We start from the raw sequence: 20,472 nt of genomic DNA, 5'->3' as shown, positions 1-20,472 counted from the left end.
ACGTATACAAAGGCAAAATGTGACAAATTTTTCGTCGGTAGCCGCTTATCTGCTTAAGAAGTTTTGGCTGCTACTCGCCGTATTGCTTGTACTTTTCGCGCTTATATTAAGCGCTGCACGCTATGCTCTGCCGCATATTGAGCACAACAAACACCTGTTGGAAAATTATATTAATGAGCAGTATGGCGTAAATCTATCCATTAAAAGTGTGCATGCTGTTTGGCAGCGCAACGGCCCCAGTATTGTGCTCAATTCGGTGTCGCTGGCTAAAAATGACGCCTCTCCTGTTGCTTTAGATATCAGGCAAATCTACGTTGAGCTAGACTTTTGGGAATCGCTAAGACATCAACTTATTTCATCTACACGTTTCGAACTGCGTGGTCTTAAGCTCGATATTGACGCCGATCGTCTTTCTGGTGGTGACAAAAACAATTTTCCGGTGGTGAAAGCCCTTGAGCGCCTTTTTCTTGAACAGCTACAAAGCTTCTCGCTAGAAGATGGTGTGGTATCTGTTACCCATCTTAATGAGACCAATTCATTTGATATAGAAAGCTTGTCGTGGAACAACCATGAAGAGCGACACCAAGGTTTAGGGCAGCTTAGGGTTGCAGATTTAGCGGCAAACTCCGCATCGTTCATTATCGACATAACGGGCACGCGAGAAAAATTCGACGGCGTATTTTATGCCAAAGCTGAAGAGCTCGATATCTCTCCATGGGTAAGCGGTCTTATTAAAACGAAGCGTCCGCTAGCGCAAAGCCGTGCAAACTTTGAAGTATGGACTAACTTTTCTCAAAGTGAAGTGACTAGTGTACAAGCCGAACTAAGTGAGAGCCTTCTAGAGTGGGGCAGCGGCCGCGAGAAAACGGTGACGGGGATCAGCGGTGGTAGCCTTCAGGTGTTGCCTAATGATAAAAGCAAGCAAGGTGGCTGGAATGTGCGGGTTGATCAATTGGTGCTCAATTCGAGCAACGAAACCCTTACTACAGACCTTATTGGCAGTATAAATGCTAACGGCGATGTGCTGGTAAATACTATGAAGCCGGTACAAATTAACCCCTTCTTACTGCTGTTACCTCTTTTCATGGATGATACCAGTGAAGAAGAAATACGCGGCCTTAACCCAATAGGCGAACTCGCCACGTTACAGATTCAATGGCACAACGGCCAGCCTTCTTTAGCAGCTAAAGTGATAGATCTCCAGTGGGATAAAACAGACAAAATCCCAGGCCTTTCGTCCCTTGATGCCGACCTTTTTTGGTATAAAAATAATGGCGCTGTTTACTTAGAAAGTAAAAATAGCGTGCTAAGCGCTAATGGCGTGATCAAAAAAGACATTAATATAAACCAGCTTAAATCCCAGTTTTATATCTACCCAGAGCAGCATGATAGCGAAGATAAACAGTGGGTCGTAAAAGGCAGCGATATGCTGTTTGATAGCGATGCCGTTACTCTTCACCCGCAGTTTAAACTGAACACGTCGACTGGGTTTATGTCGCTTTATGTGGATGTTAGCCCATTAGCGCTAAATGAGGTGAGCAGTTTATTTCCCTCTTCTTTAATGGGAGCTAATACCGACAAATACCTTACCCGTGCGTTTACAGGAGAAGGTGAAATCTCAAACGCACGTGTGCTGTGGCATGGTCGTACGAGTGACTTCCCGTTTGAAGATAACACGGGCGTTTTTCAGGCTTATGTAGATATTAAGCAAGGGGATTTTCTTTTCGCCCCAGACTGGCCTGCACTTAATAACTTAGATCTGTCTTTGTATTTTGTGAACAAAGCATTAGTGATGGAAAGTCCTAGCGCGACCCTTGCTGGTATGAAAATCAGTGATATGTCAGCAGTCATTCCAAGCTTTAGTCCAGGGGCTCGCCTGCTTATTTATGCTACTGGCTCCGGCACAGGGGATGCACTAACCGCGTTAATGATGGATTCATCCCTTAAAAAATCATTAGGTAAAGTACTTAATGACGAAGTACAAATTAGCGGGCCACTATCTGCCGATATAAAGCTTGATATTCCGTTTAAAGGCAAAGATGTGGTGGCATCGGGAACAGCGTATTTATCGGATAACGCGGTCTTAATTGCGACCACCAATATGCTATTTGATAAGGCATCAGGAGACGTGTCTTTCGTTAATGGCGATATAGATGCAAGTGGACTTCAGGCGCATTTTCTTAAACAGCCGGTGAACTTGTCGCTATCTGGTAGGCAGGGCGACACGTATGACCTTCATGTAGAGTTAGATGGGCGATGGCATGTACACCCGTTGGCTAACTATGTGAATACGGATCTTACCGAATACATAGACGGTGAAAGTGACTGGAGCACTAACGTCGATTTGTCGCTTTCAAACAGTGGCTTTAGTTATTCTGCCAACTTAACTGCAGATATGACGGCAACACAAAGCTTACTTCCTGCTCCCTTCGATACGCCGGCAGGCGCCAGTTTACCGCTGCGTATTACCAGTAAAGGCGATGGCAAAGCATCAAACGTTGAAGCTTCACTAGGTGATGATATTCGTTTTGACGGTGTATTACCGCACAAAGAAATGCAGTTTTCACGTGCACATTTGGCGCTTGGAGAAAGCGATATAGCCAATATTGGTACAGGCTTTAGTATCAGTGCGAACTTAGCTCAAGCCGATGTACAAGAATGGTTTACCACTATAAATATGTTGCTTTCTGGCAAAGGCGAAAACACCAGTACCGAGATTGAGAAAACCAGCGCTAAACCCAGAACCCAATCCAATGAAAATGAGAGTAAAAGAGCGAATTTGTTCGGCACGCCATCACGCATATTTGCCAAAGCCGACATGCTTAATTTCGCAGGCCACAGTATTAAAAATGCAGAACTCAACGCAACGGAGCGCAACAAAGACTGGATTTTAGACTTAACCTCGCCTCAGGCAAGGGCGACAATTCGTATAAATAGTGATTTAGAAGAGCAGGGCATTGAAATAAATGCCGACTACTTATCATTAGAGAAACCTGTTGAGACAGAGGTGGCGATAACGGACGGCTCGAACAGCAACGTCGAGTTAGCTACCAATAGTGCTGTGTCTGGTAAGGAAAGTGGGTCGCCATACAATATTGACCCCAATACGCTACCGCCCATTTATTTTTATTGTCAATCCTGTGGCGTGCACGGTATTGATCTAGGTGAAATTACCTTAGACATCGCCAAGGAAGATAACGGCTTAGCCGTTCGACAACTTTTGGTGAAATCTGATGAAACCAACGTTACCGCAACGGGTTATTGGAAGCACAAGGGAGGCAAGATCCAAAGCGCGTTAAACGGGACATTAACGTCGCCAGATGTGGGGCAAATGCTAAAAGAGTATGGTGTTGAATCGGGTATAAAAGATTCCAGTGCAAACGTTGTGTTTGATATCACTTGGCCGAACGCGCCAATGGATTTCGGGTTTGAACAGCTAAACGGTGATGTAGAGTGGTCGCTGTCAGACGGGTATCTAACTGAACTGAGTGATAAAGGCTCACGCATTTTTACCCTATTTAGCTTAAACTCGTTAGTACGAAAGCTAAGTCTGGATTTTAGAGACGTTTTTGCTAAGGGTTTTTTCTATGATGACATGGGTGGCACGTTAAGCATTATTAATGGCAAAGCGTATACCGACGATACTGAAATTGACGGTGGTGCGGGTGAAATAGAAATTACGGGTTTCACTGACCTCAACACCGGAGCGCTAAACTATAATGTGTCGTTCGCGCCAAATGTAACCGGAAACTTACCGTTTTTAGTGTACTTCCTGGCTACGCCGCCTACTGCATTAGCCGCACTTGCCATTGACCAAGTGTTAACCTCTGCGAAAGTTATTTCTAATGTGAACTATCGCGTTACGGGCACCATAAAAGAACCTAAGTTCGACGAAGTCGAACGCAACAGCAAAGACATCAGTTTACCTGCGCAAAATACGCCTGTACCAGATAACTCACAAGACAGGCCCTTGACGGAAGATGACGTGCGCAGGCTTAAAATGGAGGTGATCGATGGTTAATTTAGTAGCGCTACAAATGACATCTGCGCCAAGCGTAGAAGAAAATCTCGACACCGTTGCAAATGAGATGGCATCGGCAGATATTGCAAAAGACAGCTTAGTCGTGCTTCCAGAGTGTTTTGCCTATTTCGGCGGTAAAGACAAAGGTCAACTTGCCGTGGCTGAAATAAAAGGTGAAGGCATTATTCAGCGCCGTTTGTCAGCGCTTTCTGCACAATACCAGTGCTATTTGGTTTCGGGTACGTTTCCAGTCAAAACTGACAATCCAGAGAAGTTTTCGGCAGCCTGCATGCTGTTTGGCCCAAATGGCGATGTGCTAGCTGACTACCGCAAAATTCACATGTTTGACGTATCGGTCAACGACAACACAGGCAGTTATCGTGAATCAGCAACAACGGAAGCAGGCAACAAGGTAGTTACTGTTGAAACGCCAATAGGCAACATTGGTCTTTCGGTGTGCTATGATGTACGTTTTCCAGGGTTATTTACTGCAATGGGCGATATCGATATTTTGGTGTTGCCCGCGGCCTTTACCCAGCGCACCGGAGAAGCCCATTGGCATGCGTTATTGCAAGCCAGAGCCATCGAGAAGCAGTGCTTCGTGGTAGCGGCAAATCAAAGTGGTGTGCATGCAAATGGCCGCGAAACATACGGTCACAGTATTGTACTGTCGCCTTGGGGCGAGACCCTTGCCGAACGTAAAACCGATGTAGGGTTTGTATCGGTAAAAGTAGATATTGCAGAAAGAGAAACCATCAAACAGAATATGCCGGTTGCCGAACATAACCGATTCAGGAGTCACTTTGTCTAAATCTGTTGAGCGTCATTTATTATCTGACTCAGGGCTAGATATCACTAAGCTAGAGCGTGCTTTAGCGACTATTCATCGTCACGATACCGACTACGCCGATTTATATTTTCAGTCAAGCCAGCACGAAAGTTGGGTGTTGGAAGACGGCATTATTAAAGAAGGCAGCTATAACATAGAGCGCGGCGTAGGCGTGCGTGCTATTAGCGGCGAGAAAACGGGGTTCGCTTATTCCGACGAAATAAGTGAAGAAGCGTTGACCAAAGCGTGCAAAGCAGCGCGCGGTATAGCGCCAAGTGGCGGCACACAGCAGGTTGCTTCATTAGGTCACAAACCAGTGCAAGCGCGATACAGCGAAAATAACCCTATTCTTGCGATGCAAGACGCTGAAAAAATTTCGCTTCTAAAAGCAGTAGATGCCTATATACGCAAGCAAGAGCCGTCTGCCAATCAGGTGGTGGTGAGCTTAAGTGGTGTGTATGAAGAAATTTTAGTTGCGGGCAGTGACGGTACGTTAGCTACTGATATTCGCCCGCTAGTGCGCTTGAACTGCTCGGTATTGCTAGAACAAGGCGATAGACGTGAACGTGGTTCAGCGGGAGCTGGTGGTCGTTATGCCTACTCGTTCTTTAAACAAGACGAAAACGGCAAACCGTATTACGAAACCTTGGCAGAAGATGCCCTTCACATGGCACGCGTTAACATGCAGGCTGTGGCGTCACCGGCGGGCGCTATGCCTGTAGTTTTAGGTAACGGTTGGCCAGGTGTATTACTTCACGAAGCGGTAGGGCACGGTCTTGAAGGTGACTTTAACCGTAAGGGTGCATCAACATTTAGTGGCCGTATTGGTCAGCGCGTTGCAGCAAAAGGCGTGACGGTTGTTGACGATGGCACATTAAACGACCGTCGTGGCTCGTTGTCAGTCGACGATGAAGGCACACCAACAGCGCATAACGTGCTTATTGAAGATGGAATTTTGAAAGGCTATATGCAGGATAAACACAACGCCAAACTTATGGGCGTTGCACCTACCGGAAACGGTCGTCGTGAATCCTATGCGCACTTACCTATGCCCCGCATGACGAATACTTACATGTTGGAAGGCCAACACGATCCGCAGGAAATTATCGCGTCTATCGACAAAGGTATTTACGCGCCGAACTTTGCTGGTGGGCAGGTAGACATCACGTCTGGCAAGTTTGTATTCTCTAGTGCAGAAGCCTACTTAATTGAAAACGGTAAAATTACTGCACCAGTTAAAGGGGCTACCTTAATTGGTAACGGTCCAGAGGTTATGCAAAAAATCTCAATGATCGGCAACGACACAGCCCTGGATAAAGGCGTTGGTGTATGTGGTAAAGACGGTCAAAGCGTGCCGGTGGGTGTAGGTCAACCTACGCTTAAAATTGACGAGTTGACGGTGGGTGGTACAGCTTAATAACTGCACCACGCTAGTGGCTTACACAAGCGTAAGCCACTACATTTTTTCGGTCCAGATAAAAGGAATTATCGGTGATTATCCGCCTATTAAAATGGCTTAGTTTCGCAGCACTGCTACTAGTATTCTCTGTTGTTGGATATGTTCTCTTTATCCAACTTTCTTTTGATAGCACAAAACCTATTGTAAATTATGGCAGTGTAGACACAGAGCTTTTCACAGATGAGTCACAAACGCGCCCCCTGCTTGTTTATTTTGGCGGCAGCGAAGGTGGCAACAGCATGACAAAGCCATCTAATGTATCTGAACGAAACCTGTATTTAGACGCGGGCTACGCTGTTCTCGCGGTAGGGTATTTCAAGATGCCAGGTTTACCTGAAGAACTTGATCGTATATCGCTAGATGCAATTTACGAGAAAGTAATAGAGGCCCAGCAATTGCCGTTTATTGACTCTCAGTGTGTTGCCGTAATGGGAGGCTCTAAGGGGGCTGAGTTGGCTTTGCTGCTTGCATCATTATATCCTGACATCGACGGTGCTGTTGCGTTCGCAGGGAGCCATGTTTCTTTTGCAAGCCCCTCTTTTAGGACAGGAGCGTCTACCGCTTCGTTTCAGCACAATGGTCGTGACATCCCCTTTGTTCAGATACCAAATGGCGCTATTCCTAAAATGCTTACCGGAAATTTTCGCGAGGCACATAACATTGCTCTTGAGCAAGGCGCGCAGGAAGCAGCAAATGCAGCGATTCGCGTTGAGAATATAAAGGGGGCAGTGTTGCTAGTATCTGGTGAAAACGATCATGTTTGGCCGTCTACAGAAATGTCGGACAGAGTTATAAAGCGGCTTGAGGAAAACAAATTTGCTTACCCGTACGAACATATTGTGGCACCTGGCGGTAATCATTTTACGCCTCAAAGCGACTACCACGATCGTGCAATAGCCTTCTTAAATAGACATTTTAAGACTACTTGCCAAAGTGAAACCAACGAGAAAAAAGCGTAGAAGCATCTTAACGTTGCTTTGAATTAGGTATTGTTTAGACTTCCTGCTTGTACTTCGCAAGATAAGCCACAACAGCTGGCTTCCACCTCTTGGAAGCCATGTGTATTCATTGCAGAGAACGCGCCTTTTTAATCATCTAGCATGGCGTCTTTTAAGCATTGAAACAGCTCTCTGAAAGCTTTAGGCGGCGCATTCTTTTCACGCTCTTTCTTAATTTGGCGGTGAAATTGACGCAGCTTTTGGCTGTCAAGTTCAGGGTGCGCTTCAATCAGCTTTTGAATAGCGGGGTCACCCTGTTCGATTGCGGCTTCATGGGCTTTTTCTAGTTTTGTATGCGAACAGGTATGAGTCGTGGCTAACTTTCAAATCCTTTTTCATTAAGCCACTCAATAGCATCCTCCTCGTTAGTGAAGATACCTAGCTCAAGGCCTGCATTGTCGTAAATTCTCTGAAATTGCGTCCTTACAATAGGCTGCACCGTGGTATCGCCGATAACTAGCGCGCCAAGCGCCATTCCATGCTTAGCACGCCATTCTATTGAACGCTGCAGTTCTGTCTCACCTGCTTTAGTAAGAAGAGCCGAACCATGCAAAAAACCTAAAAATGCCCAGCGATCCCCACCAAAGCTATTAATCACATCCATCATATCCCGCGCATAGCGTTCAATGGCTGAAGCATCAGCAATACCTTCAGCCGACACACCAACAATGTTACCAAGCACTGCAATTTGATACTGACCGTACTTGCTTTTCAGTGTTGCGTTAGGGTTAGAAAATATTTTCACACTATCTCCCCTTTGGCTGGTGAAGGATACTCTGCTGTAGATATTAGTGTAATTGTAGACCGTTAGTCCTCATGAATAACGTCTTTCAAATACTGAAACAGCTCTCTGAATGCTTTAGGTGGCGCATTCTTTTCACGCTCTTTCTTAATTTGGCGGTGAAATTGACGCAGCTTTTGGCGGTCAAGTTCAGGGTGCGCTTCAATCAGTTTTTGAATAGCGGGGTCGCCCTGTTCAATTACGGCTTCACGAGCTTTCTCTAGTGCGTGGAAGGCAGCATTGCTCGCCTGATGCTGATGGGTAATTTTAGCCAACGCTTCTTCAAGAGGCGCGGTGTCTCGCTGTCGCAATACCTTGCCGATAAACTGAAGTTGGCGGCGGTAACCGTCTTTTTTCTTATTCACTTTGCGGGCAATAGCCACCGCATCAGCTAGCTCTTCATCCATAGGGATCGTGGCTATGTGAGCATCGGTTAAGTTAACCAAGGTTTCACCTAGCTTGTGAAGTTCTTTAGCTTGACGCTTTAGCTCAGTTTTACTGATTAATTCTTCCTCTTCGAACTCATCTGCTTGCGCATCTTCGAAGTAAGGATCTTCAGGAGAATTGTATTTCTGATCACTCATTTCAAACTCATTAGTGTTACACTTTAGCTAAATTGTAACTATCACAGTCGAATTAAGACAGCGAAACTTACTATGCAAATTGAGCAGCAGTTAGCCGACATTCAAAATGTCGTAGATGATGTACTGAAATTAGCCCTTTCTAAAGGCGCAACACAAGCCGAAGCCAGCATGTCTAAAGTGCAGGGCATCGCCGTTTCTTCACGTATGCAAGAAGTTGAAAACGTTGAATTTACCAACGACGGCGGCTTAGGTATAAGCGTATACGTAGGCAAGCGAAAAGGCAGTGCTTCTACTGCTGATCTGAGCAAAGCAGCGCTAACACTCGCGGTAGAAAAAGCCGTCGATATTGCACGCTATACCAGTGAAGATCCTTGTACAGGTTTGGCCGATGCCGACCTTATCGCCACAGAATTTCCTGATTTAGACCTGTATCACCCTGAAGAGTTAGATACTGAAAAGGCCATTAAAACTGCTATTGAAGCCGAAACGGCGGCAATGAATTACGACTCGCGCATTACTAATTCAGATGGCGCGTCGTACAACGCAAATTTAGGTATGCGCGTGTACGGCAATACTCATGGTATTAATGCTGGTTATCCTAGCAGCCGTTATTCATTAAGCTGTATGGTTATTGGCGCACAAGATGACGACATGCAGCGCGATTACGCTTACACGGTAAGTCGTAAAGCTTCTTTGCTGCAATCAGCCAGTGCTGTTGGTATTGAAGCCGCGAAAGCTACCGTAGACCGTTTAGGCGCCCGTAAAATTAACACGGCCAACGTGCCTGTGCTTTTACACCGCGACATCGCATCTAGCTTGTTTGGCCATTATGTAGGGGCCATTAGCGGTGGTAGCCTTTACCGTCGCTCTAGTTTCTTGCTAGATAGCTTGGGTAAACAAGTTTTTCCTGAATGGCTTAACATTGAAGAACGTCCGTTCATTAAAGGCGGCTTAGCAAGCTCAAGCTTCGATAACGAAGGCGTGGCATGCTCTGACATGACCATTGTAGATGCGGGTAAATTGGCTACATATCTTTATACCACTTACTCGTCGCGCAAACTAAACACCCGCTCGAATGGCCACGCTGGTGGTATTCATAACTGGCTTGTAGGCGATACTGGCCATAGCGACGCCGAGTTGCTTAAAGAAATGGGCACAGGTTTGTTTGTAACCGAACTGATGGGGCAGGGCGTTAACGGTGTTACAGGTGACTACTCACGCGGCGCAGCGGGATACTGGGTTGAGAATGGCATTATCCAATATCCAGTTCACGAGGTAACGATTGCAGGTAACCTTAAAGATATGTTTAAAGGCATTGTGGCAATTGGCGCTGAAAAAGATGTGCGTGGTAGTGTACAGACCGGCTCTGTACTTATTGACCAAATGAAAATAGCGGGCAGTTAGCCCTCGCTTTCTCGAAACGCTGAAGGAGACAGCCCGGTGGACTTCTTAAAGCGTTTCGAGAACGTAAAGACATTTGCGTAACCCACATAACTGGCGATATAAGATACGGGCCACTGTGTGCTTAGTAATAAGCTTTTGGCTCGTGTCATACGCAAATGGATAACGTGCTGCTTGGGGCTTCGTCCAAACACTTGCAAACACAGCCGGTGAAGGTGAGGGGCAGAATAATGCGCTTTCTCACTTAAACTTTTCATATCCCAATCAAACTGAAGCTGTTTTTCAACCGCAGAAAAAAGGCCGTGTAGCCTGTTTACTTGGCGTCGCTCTTTCTCATCGTGACAAGGCTCGTTACTCAAAGGGGCATCAATAATACGATACAGATATCTAGACACGAGCTGCATTGCCGCCCCTCGACTATCCACATCGCGCTCTAAATAAAGCAGCTCCATAGCGTGATGTAAGCCCTCTAGCTTGGCATTATCTAACACCACAGCCTCACTTTTACTGAATGATTTCCAGCGCTCGGAATCTGCCAGGTTTACCCAAATAATGTCCCATTGGTCACTGACTATTGTGACTTCGAAACTTTGCCCGGCAGGTAAAATAATAAGTTGCCCTTCATTTAACTGCATCTCGCCTGACGGGACGCGAAACTTTCCTTGTCCGTGAATGCTGTAAAACAAGGTATGGTTAGGGGGCGAAACGCGACCTACGATATAGTTGCCTGATAAGTTAGAGCATCCTGCTAGTTCAATCTCTAGGTCACTGATTTCTGGCGCGTTACTGCTATCAATAAAGCGTTCAAAGCACTTGGGGCCTATGTCTACAATGTCTCTGAAGCTTAGTTGCATAATTGTAAAATGATAATTTTGGATAAATTCATGAAAGATTAGAGCATAAAGGATTTAATGAAAGTTAGCTATATTGCGCTTAACCAAAAAGTAAAGGATATGACATGCTTAATGTTGCGCAAGTAGTGGCTCAAAACGATTGGCAAAACCCAGTTGTATTTCAGAGGAATCGTATCAATGCCCACAGTCCACATCACGGATATAAAACGCTAAAAGACGCATTGCAGAATACCAACGCGCAAAAGCGTAGTTTAAACGGCGAGTGGGATTTCCGTTTATTTGAAGCACCAGCAAACGTACCTGAAAGCCTGCTTTCTAAAACATTAAGTGATGACGAGTCTGCTAATTGGCAACCCATTACCGTACCTTCTAACTGGCAGCTGCAAGGTCACGACAAACCGATTTACTGTAACGTGAAATATCCCTTCGCGGTGAACCCTCCTGTGGTTCCTAGCGAAAATCCAACGGGTTGCTATCGCACTACGTTTAACGTTACCAAGGATGAGTTAAAACAGCGCAATCATATCGTCTTTGAAGGGGTAAATAGCGCGTTTCACTTGTGGTGCAACGGTGAGTACGTAGGTTATTCCCAAGACAGTCGACTACCGGCCGAATTCGATTTGTCTGGCTACTTGGTAGAAGGCGAGAATCGCCTAGCCGCTATGGTGATCCGATGGTCAGACGGCAGCTACTTAGAAGATCAGGACATGTGGTGGTTAAGCGGTATCTTTCGCGACGTGAATTTAGTCACTAAACCTCAACATCACATTCAGGACGTGTTCGTTACGCCAAGCCTTGACGCATGCTACCGCGACGCGACGGTTTCAGTTCGTACAGCTATCAATGCGCCGTCTACATTTAAAGTAGGTATCCAGCTTTTTGATGGCGATAACGCTGTCACCGAGCAAGCCATTACCGGCACTAACAATAAGCGTATTGATGAAAAGGGCGGTTGGGATGATGTGGTTTTTCAAATGCTTAATGTGAAAGAGCCCAAACACTGGACTGCTGAAACCCCTAAGTTGTACCGCATTGTGGTGTCGCTTATTGATGATCATGGCAACGCCGTCGATGTTGAGGCCTACAATGTTGGTTTTAGAAACGTTGAAATGAAAAACGGCCAGCTATTGGTTAATGGTAAAGCCGTGCTTATTCGCGGGGTAAACCGACATGAGCATCATCAGTTAAAAGGTCATGCGATCAACGAAGATGACATGCTTGAAGACATTAAGCTATTAAAGCAAAACAACTTCAATGCTGTACGTACTGCACATTACCCCAACCACCCTCGCTGGTATGAGCTTTGTGACGAATATGGGCTTTATGTGGTAGATGAAGCGAATATCGAAACCCATGGTATGTTCCCAATGGGAAGACTTTCTCGCGACCCACTTTGGGCCGGTGCTTACATGGCGCGCTTCACCCAAATGGTCGAGCGAGACAAAAACCACCCTTGTATTATCATCTGGTCGTTAGGTAACGAGTGTGGTCATGGGCCTACCCACGACGCCATGTATGGCTGGGCGAAGTCATTTGACTCATCACGACCTGTGCAATATGAAGGTGGTGGTGCTGATACTACGGCCACCGACATTATTGCGCCCATGTACGCAAGAGTTGATACCGACGTTAAGGACGATGCTGTACCTAAATGGGCCATTAAAAAGTGGTTGTCGATGCCGGGTGAAAACCGCCCCGTTATTTTATGCGAGTACGCCCATGCTATGGGTAACAGTTTGGGCAGCTTTGATGAATATTGGAAAGCATTTAAAGAGTATCCGCGTCTTCAAGGCGGCTTTATCTGGGACTGGGTTGACCAAGGGTTAACTAAGTACACTGACAGTGGTGAAGCTTACTGGGCTTACGGTGGCGACTTTGGTGATATCGATAACGATCGTCAGTTCTGTATTAATGGATTGCTGTTCCCAGACAGAACGCCACACCCTCACTTGTTTGAAGCAAAATATTGTCAGCAGCATTTAAGCTTTTCGCTGGTTGAAAAAGACAACAAGTTTGAGCTTACAGTAAGTAGTGATTACCTGTTTAGACGCACAGACAATGAGTTGTTGCGTTGGCAAGTACTAGAAAACGGAAAACCAATTGCTGAAGCAACGGGCGAATGCGAAATCGATATAGCGCCGCAACAAACACAAACGCTAAGTCTTACGCCAAATATTACCTTTAAAGCTGGCGCTGATTACCACTTAAATATTGACGTGGTGCTGGCGAATGATTGCCCGTGGGCTAATGCGGGGCATGTTATGGACACCGCTCAGTTAGCGCTGGTCAATAAGCGTGGAATAGTGTCGTTTTCTTTTACTGATAACGACATAGCTAACAGCACTAGTGAGTTATCAATTGAAGCTCAAGACGGAATGCTGCTGGTACGTGCGTTAAACAACGTATTTAGCTTTAATAGTGAAAGCGGGCTATTAACCTCGTGGCTTCAAGACGCAGAGGAGGCACTTAGCGCGCCGTTAGAAGATAATTTCTTCAGAGCGCCGCTAGATAACGACATTGGGGTAAGCGAAGTTGATAATCCCGATCCTAATGCGTGGGAGTCTCGCTGGCGTCGTGCTGGAATTGGCAAATGGACACGCACTTGTACAGGCGTAAACGTTGAGCAGGGCGCGCAAGACGTGCGCATAACATCGTTATTTAAATATCACCATGCCGATAAGCTGGTGGCGGCAACTAAGTGGATCTATGCCGTTAACGCGCAGGCCGAGCTCTCGGTGGAGGTAGAGGTGCTATTAGATGATGGTTTACCGCCTATGCCGCGTATTGGTATGCAAATAGCAGTGCCTCTATTGCAGGAGAATATGCCAGTAACCTGGCAAGGGCTGGGACCATTTGAGAACTATCCAGATAGAAAAGCGGCGGCGCGCTATGGTCACTACACGTTACCTATTGGCGATACGCAAACGCGCTACATATTTCCTACAGACAATGGTTTGCGAAGTGACTGTAAAACGTTGGCTCTTGGCAGCGTAACTGCAAGCGGGCAGTTCCACTTCAGTGTAAGTGAATATGGGCAAGCGCAGTTAGATGAGGCAAAACACACCTGTGATTTAATACCTCAAGATTGTGTATTTGTGTATATAGATCATGCCCATATGGGCGTGGGCGGCGATGATTCGTGGAGCCCAAGCACACACAAAGCGTTCTTATTGGAAGAAAAGTACTACCGCTATTCGGTTTGTTTTAAGGCGATAGCCAAATAACATCAAGTTCGAAGGAAAGTGTTCAATCATCACGTATTTACTTTGATATACCGCGGTATAACTTTGTTATGCCGCGGATAGTAAGCATGTACTTATTTTTACATCTTGCTTTGAAGCGCCTTTGCAAATCAGCAAATACGTAAGCTCTAGATACAAATAAAAATACAAAAAAGCCGCTTTATAAAGCGGCTTTTGTTTAATTCAACGTTTGTTCAGGTAGCGGCTTAGCCGTCAACCTGACCGCAGAAACGGTAACCTTCACCGTGAATGGTTACAATCAATTCTTCGTCTGTTGGATCTGACTCGAAGTGCTTACGAATACGACGGATAGTTACGTCAACCGTACGGTCGTTCGGACGAAGTTCACGCCCCGTCATTTCCATAATCAGCTGTTCACGGGTAAGGATTTTACCTGGGTTGCTTAGGAAAAGGTGAAGTGCACGGAATTCACTGCGTGGTAGACGGAACTCTTTACCGTTAGGCGAAATCAATGAACGGCTATCACCGTCAAGCGTCCAGCCGTTGAAGCTTACACGGCTTGGCAAATCGTCATCTTCTGAAGAGTTTGTAGTACGAGATAGTAAGTTGCGCGCGCGGATAGTCAATTCACGAGGGTTGAACGGCTTAGTAAGATAATCGTCTGCACCAATCTCAAGACCTAGGATACGGTCAACATCGTTATCACGACCCGTTAGGAATATAAGACCAACGTTTTTACGGTCACGAACTTCACGTGCCAAAATAAGGCCGTTTTTACCCGGTAGGTTAATGTCCATGATAACCAAATTGATAGCGTGATTCTCGAAGAAATCATGCATTTGATCACCGTTCTCGGCCTCAAACACATTATACCCTTCCGCTTCAAATAAACTCTTAAGCGTGGTACGGGTTACCACCTCATCTTCAACAATTAACACATTTGGCGTCTGCATGGTGTTCTACACTCTTTCTAAAATACGATTTAAGCAACTAACTGGTTAAATTTTAATATTCATGTACTTGATTGCAAGCAACTTGTGAATATTCTTACTGTTAAGGTATTGGGGTTAGCCAATAAAAATCAAGAAAAGTTCATACTTTATACAACTATTCTGATGTTTTCGCATTAACAACGGGGAAGATAATTACAAATTCTACGCCATTGCCTTCCTCACTGGTAATCGATATTGAACCATTGAGGGCTTGCGTTACTAAGTTGTATACCAAATGCATTCCTAATCCAGAACCGCCTTGCCCACGTTTTGTGGTAACGAAGGGGTCGAATATCCGTTTGCGAATTTCCGGCGAAATACCTTTTCCGTTATCGGTATAAACAAGCTTGAGTTTATTGCTACTCACTATTTCGGCACGAATATCAATTGTGCCTTCATCCATGGATTCAAACCCATGAATAACCGAATTCATGATCAAATTAATCAAGATTTGATTTATTGGTCCAGCCTTCGTTTCAACGCTAAGGGTAGGGTCGCAATCTACGTTGATGTTGTGCTTTAATTTTTTGAGTCGAGGCTGTAATGACAATAGTATCTCATTAACTAGCTGTACAACGCAAAAACTTCGACTAGATTCTGAGGTTTGATCGACAGCTACCTGCTTAAAACTGCTTATAAGCTCGGCCGCTCTGTTCAGGTTACGGTAAATAATGTTGAGGTTTTCGTTGCTTTCATCTAAGAAGCGCTTCATTGCACTGGCTTTCAGTGTTTTATTTTCAAAGTCTTTTTGAATAACAGCCAATCGGTCTAACATCATTGTCGATGCAGTCACGCCCAAACCTATAGGGGTGTTTACCTCATGAGCAACGCCCGCAACCATATCACCAAGTGAAGCCATCTTTTCATTCTGAACAATTTGTCGCTGAAACTGATGCAGCTTTTCTAGCGTTTGAATTAGCTCTTGGTTTGCGTCCTTAAGGGCGGTAGTGCGGTGACTTACCATATCCTCAAGGCTGGCATTCAGCTTTCTATGTTGTTCTTCAGCCTGCCGTTGCTTTTGCATATACTCTTGCATGCGAAGCAACATTACATTGACGGCGTCAGCTAAAATATCAAGCTCTTTAATGCTAGAGCCATTGGCGCGGGCTGAATAATCACGTTGTCGCGATGTGCGCTGTAAAAAACTAGCTATGCCCTCTACCGGGCCAGTCACAACGCGCTGCATTCTTACAGCGGAATAAAAGCTTATAAGTAGTAGCGCTAAGGCTACTGCTAAATTAAGCCAAATTGACTTTCCTACCAATTGGTTAAAGTTTTCTGAAGAAACCCTTAAATACACCCAACCTAACTGAATGTTGGTTTCTGTATCGAATACTTTGGCACTGAGTTCAAGGTAATGCCCGTTATCTGCTAATAGCGGATTCAGAACCATAGAAGATAACTGACTTTCTTTGCCACCTAACAATAGTTGCCCTTCCTTGTTATACGAGGCAAAAATCTCAGGCTCTGCCGTTGCACTTTTCGCTTTGTAAACATGGGCATTAAGTACATGCTCAGCGGCAATAAGGTTACTCAATGCCACTTCAATACGTTCAGGCGTTTCATCGTAAAGGTAGGTGGCGGAACTTCTGGCAACCAGTTTGGCGAGCATCAGAGCGTTGGACTCAAGCTCATGGCGATAGGTTTTTATTTGCGTATAGACAGCAAGGGTTGATAAGACAGCAAGTGAAAAGGTAGCAATAGACATTACCACCCAGAGAAAGAGGCTTTTAATAGAAAGCTTAACTGCCTTATCCGTCATACCCGCCTAATGTTTCGTCCATTTACCTCGTCCGTTTTTTAATAGTGGCGCAAAAATGTGCAAAAAGAAAGATGCTTATAAACAATAATTAATGTAAATCGCACCTGTTATAAAAATTCGTCCTTAAGCGTATATGTCGCTGTAAAACAGAACAAAAAATGCAGCCTAATTAACCGCTGATAAATACAACTGCTGATAGCTTTTCGCAGCTGCTTCCCAGGTAAAGCGAGTTCGCATTCCCCGAAGCTGCATTGTTCTGAACTTGCCCGTATCCTCGTAAAAAGCCAACAGTGCTCGCCTAATACACGACAATAACGCGTGTGGTGTAGGCTCATCAAACACAAACCCAGTGCCATCGTTGTCGTTGCTGTAGTCAATGACCGTGTCTTTGAGCCCTCCTACAGAGCGGACGATTGGTATGGTACCGTAGGCCAAACTGTACATTTGATTGAGTCCACATGGCTCAAATTGAGAAGGCATAAGAAAGAAATCAGCACCGGCTTCTACTAAATGGGCATGCTCAGAACTAAAGCCATTTATGAATGCAAACTGATTAGGATGTTGTTGGGCAAATTCACCAAGATCCATACACACTTTAGGATCGCCTGTACCTACAATAACTATTTGAATATTGTGTTTAATAAGGTCATCTAAGATTGGCAGTATATAGCCGAAACCTTTTTGTTCGGTAAGACGGCATACCATTCCAATAAGTGGAATATTGCCATTCTCAGGCAGCCCTGACTTCTCTTGTAACACCCGCTTACAGGTGGTTTTGGGATGTAGGTTGTCAGCACTGTAATTCTCAGGCAGAAATGTATCTGTCTCGGGGTTCCATTGTGTGTAGTCGCAGCCGTTCAAAATACCGCTTAAGTCGGCTTGACGGTTTACAAGACGCTCGTGCAGGCCATGACTACCTAAGTCGGTGAGTAATTCACCTGCATAGTTTGGACTTACAGTGGTTACTTTCGTCGCGAACTCAATACCGCTTTGAAGCATATTGATGTAACCGCCGTGTACTTGCGCCAAAATGTTAGGGTGATGACGAAGAAACGGGATAGCTTCTAGCTTGTGTACGCCCTGAAACGCAGCATTGTGAATGGTGAATATGGTTTTTGTGCTGTCAAAGTAGCCAGATTTATCGTGGGTAAGTAAAAACGGCAGCATAGCCGTATGCCAGTCATGACAGTGAATAATATCAGGCTTTTTATCAATAGCTTTTAGCGTTTGAAGGACGGCGCCACTGAAAAAACTGAAGCGTTCACCATTGTCTTCATAGGCTTCAAAAGCATTAGCGTATAATCCCTCACGCATGAAGAAATCGGGCGCATCTACAAAATAAACTGGAATGCCATGCCATTGCATGTAGCGAATATCAAAGTGATACACTTGGCTTTCAGTAAACAACGTTTGTTGCTCAGTTACCGTAGGCAGATTCAATTGCTCTGCAAGTACTTGGTAATAAGGCATAACAATGGTGATACTTTCGCCCATGCTATCTAGGGCAAGCGGGAGTGCTTTGCCAACGTCTGCAAGGCCGCCGGTTTTTACCAACTCTTCAACTTCTGAAATAGCAAATACAATATTCACAGATGATCTCCAAGAGCGTACGTGCAGTGCACTCGTAATACGTAGATATAGTGTACGGTAAACGCCAAGTGCCATTGTGATGTATTCACAATGGCATAAGCAACAGGTAGAAGGCTAAGTTAGCACAAGCTAATGGCTTTTTTAATTATAAAGCAGCCTGATAAACAGAAAATTGTGATGTTTGTGCCGTGGTATAAACCGTTTGGAAGTGCTCAGCGAGCAAACCAGGGTAGGGCAAGAATCGGTTTGCTACCATTTGCATAGTGCCGCCACGACTTAAGCTAGCCTTTGCATCAGAAATAAAGCGCTTAGTGATGGTGTAGTCTGTTTTAATGCCTGTATGAAACGGTGGGTTAGTAACAATATGCTGTACTTTTTGAGTAAAACCGTGCAAACCATCGGCAGCGTAAAGTGTTGCTGATAATCCATTTTCTGCAAGGGTAATTGCGCTACAGTAAACGGCAAGTGCACTCACATCGGTAAGGTGTAGCTTCAAATGTGGATATTTGAGCATGATGTAACTAGCTATCACACCTGCACCACATGCGAAATCCAAAATTTCACCGCTCAGTGATGTTGAAAGTTTTTCCAGTAAAAGCTCGGTGCCTGCGTCTAGCTCTTTGTAGCTGAACACACCAGGTATAGAGGCTACCTGCCATGCGGTACCTTCAACGTGATAAGTATTCATATCAAGCCAAGCATCGGGTTCAAAGGCAAGGTGAGGCTCTTCGACAATTACGGTAATAAGGCTGCAGTGGCGGGCCGAATCAACTTTTTGCGTCGGGCCGTATTGCTGCATTAACTTAGCGGCACTTTTAATACCGCCTTTGTTTTCGCCGACAACGTGAATACGACCATTTTGGCCAACCATACTCGCGGCCATTCGCAGTAACATTTGAAAATGGGTTTTTGCTTTAGGTAAAAAAATCATCACGTCGCTGTGGGATTTTTCTAACGCTAAGAAAGGCGCAAAAATATGGGTATGATTGCCAACCTTCTGCGTTACCTCAAAACCTGTCCGTGTAATATCTCGACTATCGAAGGATACCGAAGGTATTACGCGCACGCACTCTGAAAAAATATCGAAATACTGGTGAATTACCGTAACGTCTTGCGACTTAATTCCATCCAGAAAATACGCGTCAGAAGGATTGATAAATGCCCACTGACCTTCGTCGAAAAGCGCGATATTTCGTTCTAACAGTTGGCTTTGAGGAGATAGAATCATTACTTAGTACGCTCGAATATTAAATCCCAAACGCCATGACCTAGCTTTTGGCCACGGGTTTCAAACTTAGTGATTGGACGGTAGTCCGGACGAGGCACATAGTTACCGTCAGTTGCAGTGTTGGTGTAACCGTCGGCGTTGGTCATGACCTCTAGCATGTGTTCAGCGTATTGTTCCCAGTCTGTTGCCATATGAAAGCAGCCGCCAATGGCTAATTTGGTGCGAACCAACTCAACAAACTCAGGCTGAACGATACGACGCTTATGGTGGCGCTTTTTATGCCACGGGTCAGGGAAAAATAGCTGTAGACGAGACAACGAACCATCTGGGATCATATTCTTAAGCACTTCTACCGCGTCATGTTCCATTACGCGCAAGTTCTCTACGCCTTGTTCGCTAGCATCAGACAAGCATGCGCCAACGCCAGGGCGGTGTACTTCAATCCCTATAAAATCTTTTTCAGGAGCATTCGCGGCCATTTCAACCAATGATTTGCCCATACCAAAGCCAATTTCCACTACAACAGGCGCACTTCGGCCAAAAATCTCTGACAGCGATAATGGTGTGTCAGCGTAGTCAATGCCCTTAGTTGGCCAGTGATCCTCCAACGCCTTTTCTTGTGCTTTGGTAAGTCTACCTTCGCGTTTTACGAAGCTTTTTACCTTGCTTACATATACTCCAGCGGCTTCTGCTTCCGCCTGACTTTTGAATTGCCTCATTTGCAATGCCTTTCTTACCCAATTTTCTGGTGGCGCATTATCCACTTACCC

14 protein-coding genes and 1 pseudogene are annotated in these 20,472 nt (G+C 45.3%); 6 read left to right on the top strand and 9 right to left on the bottom strand.

The window, feature by feature from the left end; translation table 11 throughout:
• Positions 1-19: 19 nt before the first annotated feature.
• The 4 genes from E5672_RS15775 to E5672_RS15760 all read left to right on the top strand — a co-directional run bounded on the left by E5672_RS15775 (position 20) and on the right by E5672_RS15760 (position 7,268).
• Positions 20-4,021: a YhdP family protein gene (locus E5672_RS15775; protein WP_136783081.1), complete on the top strand. Its 4,002-nt coding sequence runs from the start codon at positions 20-22 to the stop codon at positions 4,019-4,021.
• A complete protein-coding gene (locus tag E5672_RS15770) occupies positions 4,014-4,832 on the top strand; it encodes a carbon-nitrogen hydrolase family protein (protein ID WP_136783080.1) in 819 nt (272 codons plus the stop codon). The genes E5672_RS15775 and E5672_RS15770 overlap by 8 nt, the downstream gene beginning before the upstream one ends.
• On the top strand, positions 4,825-6,267 hold the full coding sequence (gene tldD / locus E5672_RS15765) for a metalloprotease TldD (protein WP_136783079.1): 1,443 nt from the start codon (positions 4,825-4,827) through the stop codon (positions 6,265-6,267). Before E5672_RS15770 ends, tldD begins: the two co-directional genes overlap by 8 nt.
• Before the next feature lie 74 nt (positions 6,268-6,341).
• Positions 6,342-7,268, top strand: coding sequence for an acyl-CoA thioester hydrolase/BAAT C-terminal domain-containing protein (locus E5672_RS15760; RefSeq protein WP_136783078.1), 927 nt, complete (start codon positions 6,342-6,344; stop codon positions 7,266-7,268).
• Between the two features lie 128 nt (positions 7,269-7,396).
• Here E5672_RS15760 and E5672_RS15755 read toward each other — a convergent pair.
• The 3 genes and pseudogenes from E5672_RS15755 to yjgA all read right to left on the bottom strand — a co-directional run.
• Positions 7,397-7,603: pseudogene (locus E5672_RS15755) on the bottom strand (dual-action ribosomal maturation protein DarP); the annotation flags it as partial.
• A gap of 20 nt (positions 7,604-7,623) precedes the next feature.
• Positions 7,624-8,052 (bottom strand): hypothetical protein, encoded by a 429-nt coding sequence (locus E5672_RS15750; protein ID WP_136783077.1) that lies wholly within the window; start codon positions 8,050-8,052, stop codon positions 7,624-7,626.
• 62 nt (positions 8,053-8,114) lie between these two features.
• Positions 8,115-8,672, bottom strand: coding sequence for a ribosome biogenesis factor YjgA (yjgA, locus tag E5672_RS15745; RefSeq protein WP_136783076.1), 558 nt, complete (start codon positions 8,670-8,672; stop codon positions 8,115-8,117).
• Positions 8,673-8,744: 72 nt separating this feature from the next.
• Here yjgA and pmbA point away from each other — a divergent pair, with 72 nt between their 5' ends.
• Positions 8,745-10,076, top strand: a complete 1,332-nt coding sequence (gene pmbA, locus E5672_RS15740) for a metalloprotease PmbA (protein WP_136783075.1) — start codon at positions 8,745-8,747, stop codon at positions 10,074-10,076.
• Here pmbA and E5672_RS15735 read toward each other — a convergent pair.
• The gene (locus E5672_RS15735) at positions 10,073-10,927 is read right to left on the bottom strand and encodes an AraC family transcriptional regulator (protein ID WP_136783074.1); all 855 of its coding nucleotides are present in this window, start codon (positions 10,925-10,927) and stop codon (positions 10,073-10,075) included. The two genes, pmbA and E5672_RS15735, sit on opposite strands and share 4 nt — an antisense overlap.
• Before the next feature lie 104 nt (positions 10,928-11,031).
• Between E5672_RS15735 and E5672_RS15730 the strand changes: the two genes are divergently transcribed.
• Positions 11,032-14,151 (top strand): beta-galactosidase, encoded by a 3,120-nt coding sequence (locus E5672_RS15730; protein WP_136783073.1) that lies wholly within the window; start codon positions 11,032-11,034, stop codon positions 14,149-14,151.
• A gap of 224 nt (positions 14,152-14,375) precedes the next feature.
• On the opposite strand, the gene arcA is transcribed toward E5672_RS15730, so the two are convergent.
• From arcA to trmB, 5 genes are all read right to left on the bottom strand, one after another.
• A complete protein-coding gene (arcA, locus tag E5672_RS15725) occupies positions 14,376-15,083 on the bottom strand; it encodes a two-component system response regulator ArcA (RefSeq protein WP_014996957.1) in 708 nt (235 codons plus the stop codon).
• Between the two features lie 154 nt (positions 15,084-15,237).
• Positions 15,238-16,884, bottom strand: a complete 1,647-nt coding sequence (locus tag E5672_RS15720) for a sensor histidine kinase (RefSeq protein ID WP_136783072.1) — start codon at positions 16,882-16,884, stop codon at positions 15,238-15,240.
• Between the two features lie 165 nt (positions 16,885-17,049).
• The gene (gene glgA / locus E5672_RS15715) at positions 17,050-18,474 is read right to left on the bottom strand and encodes a glycogen synthase GlgA (RefSeq protein ID WP_136783071.1); all 1,425 of its coding nucleotides are present in this window, start codon (positions 18,472-18,474) and stop codon (positions 17,050-17,052) included.
• A 145-nt stretch (positions 18,475-18,619) separates the two neighbouring features.
• A complete protein-coding gene (locus E5672_RS15710) occupies positions 18,620-19,702 on the bottom strand; it encodes a methyltransferase (RefSeq protein WP_136783070.1) in 1,083 nt (360 codons plus the stop codon).
• A complete protein-coding gene (trmB, locus tag E5672_RS15705) occupies positions 19,702-20,421 on the bottom strand; it encodes a tRNA (guanosine(46)-N7)-methyltransferase TrmB (RefSeq protein WP_136783069.1) in 720 nt (239 codons plus the stop codon). The genes E5672_RS15710 and trmB overlap by 1 nt, the downstream gene beginning before the upstream one ends.
• Positions 20,422-20,472: the final 51 nt, after the last annotated feature.

Origin of the sequence: Alteromonas portus (genome assembly GCF_005117025.1) — a bacterium.
In the GTDB taxonomy this organism is placed as follows: Bacteria; Pseudomonadota; Gammaproteobacteria; order Enterobacterales; family Alteromonadaceae; genus Alteromonas; species Alteromonas portus.
This window is presented reverse-complemented; position numbering and strand designations above follow the sequence as displayed.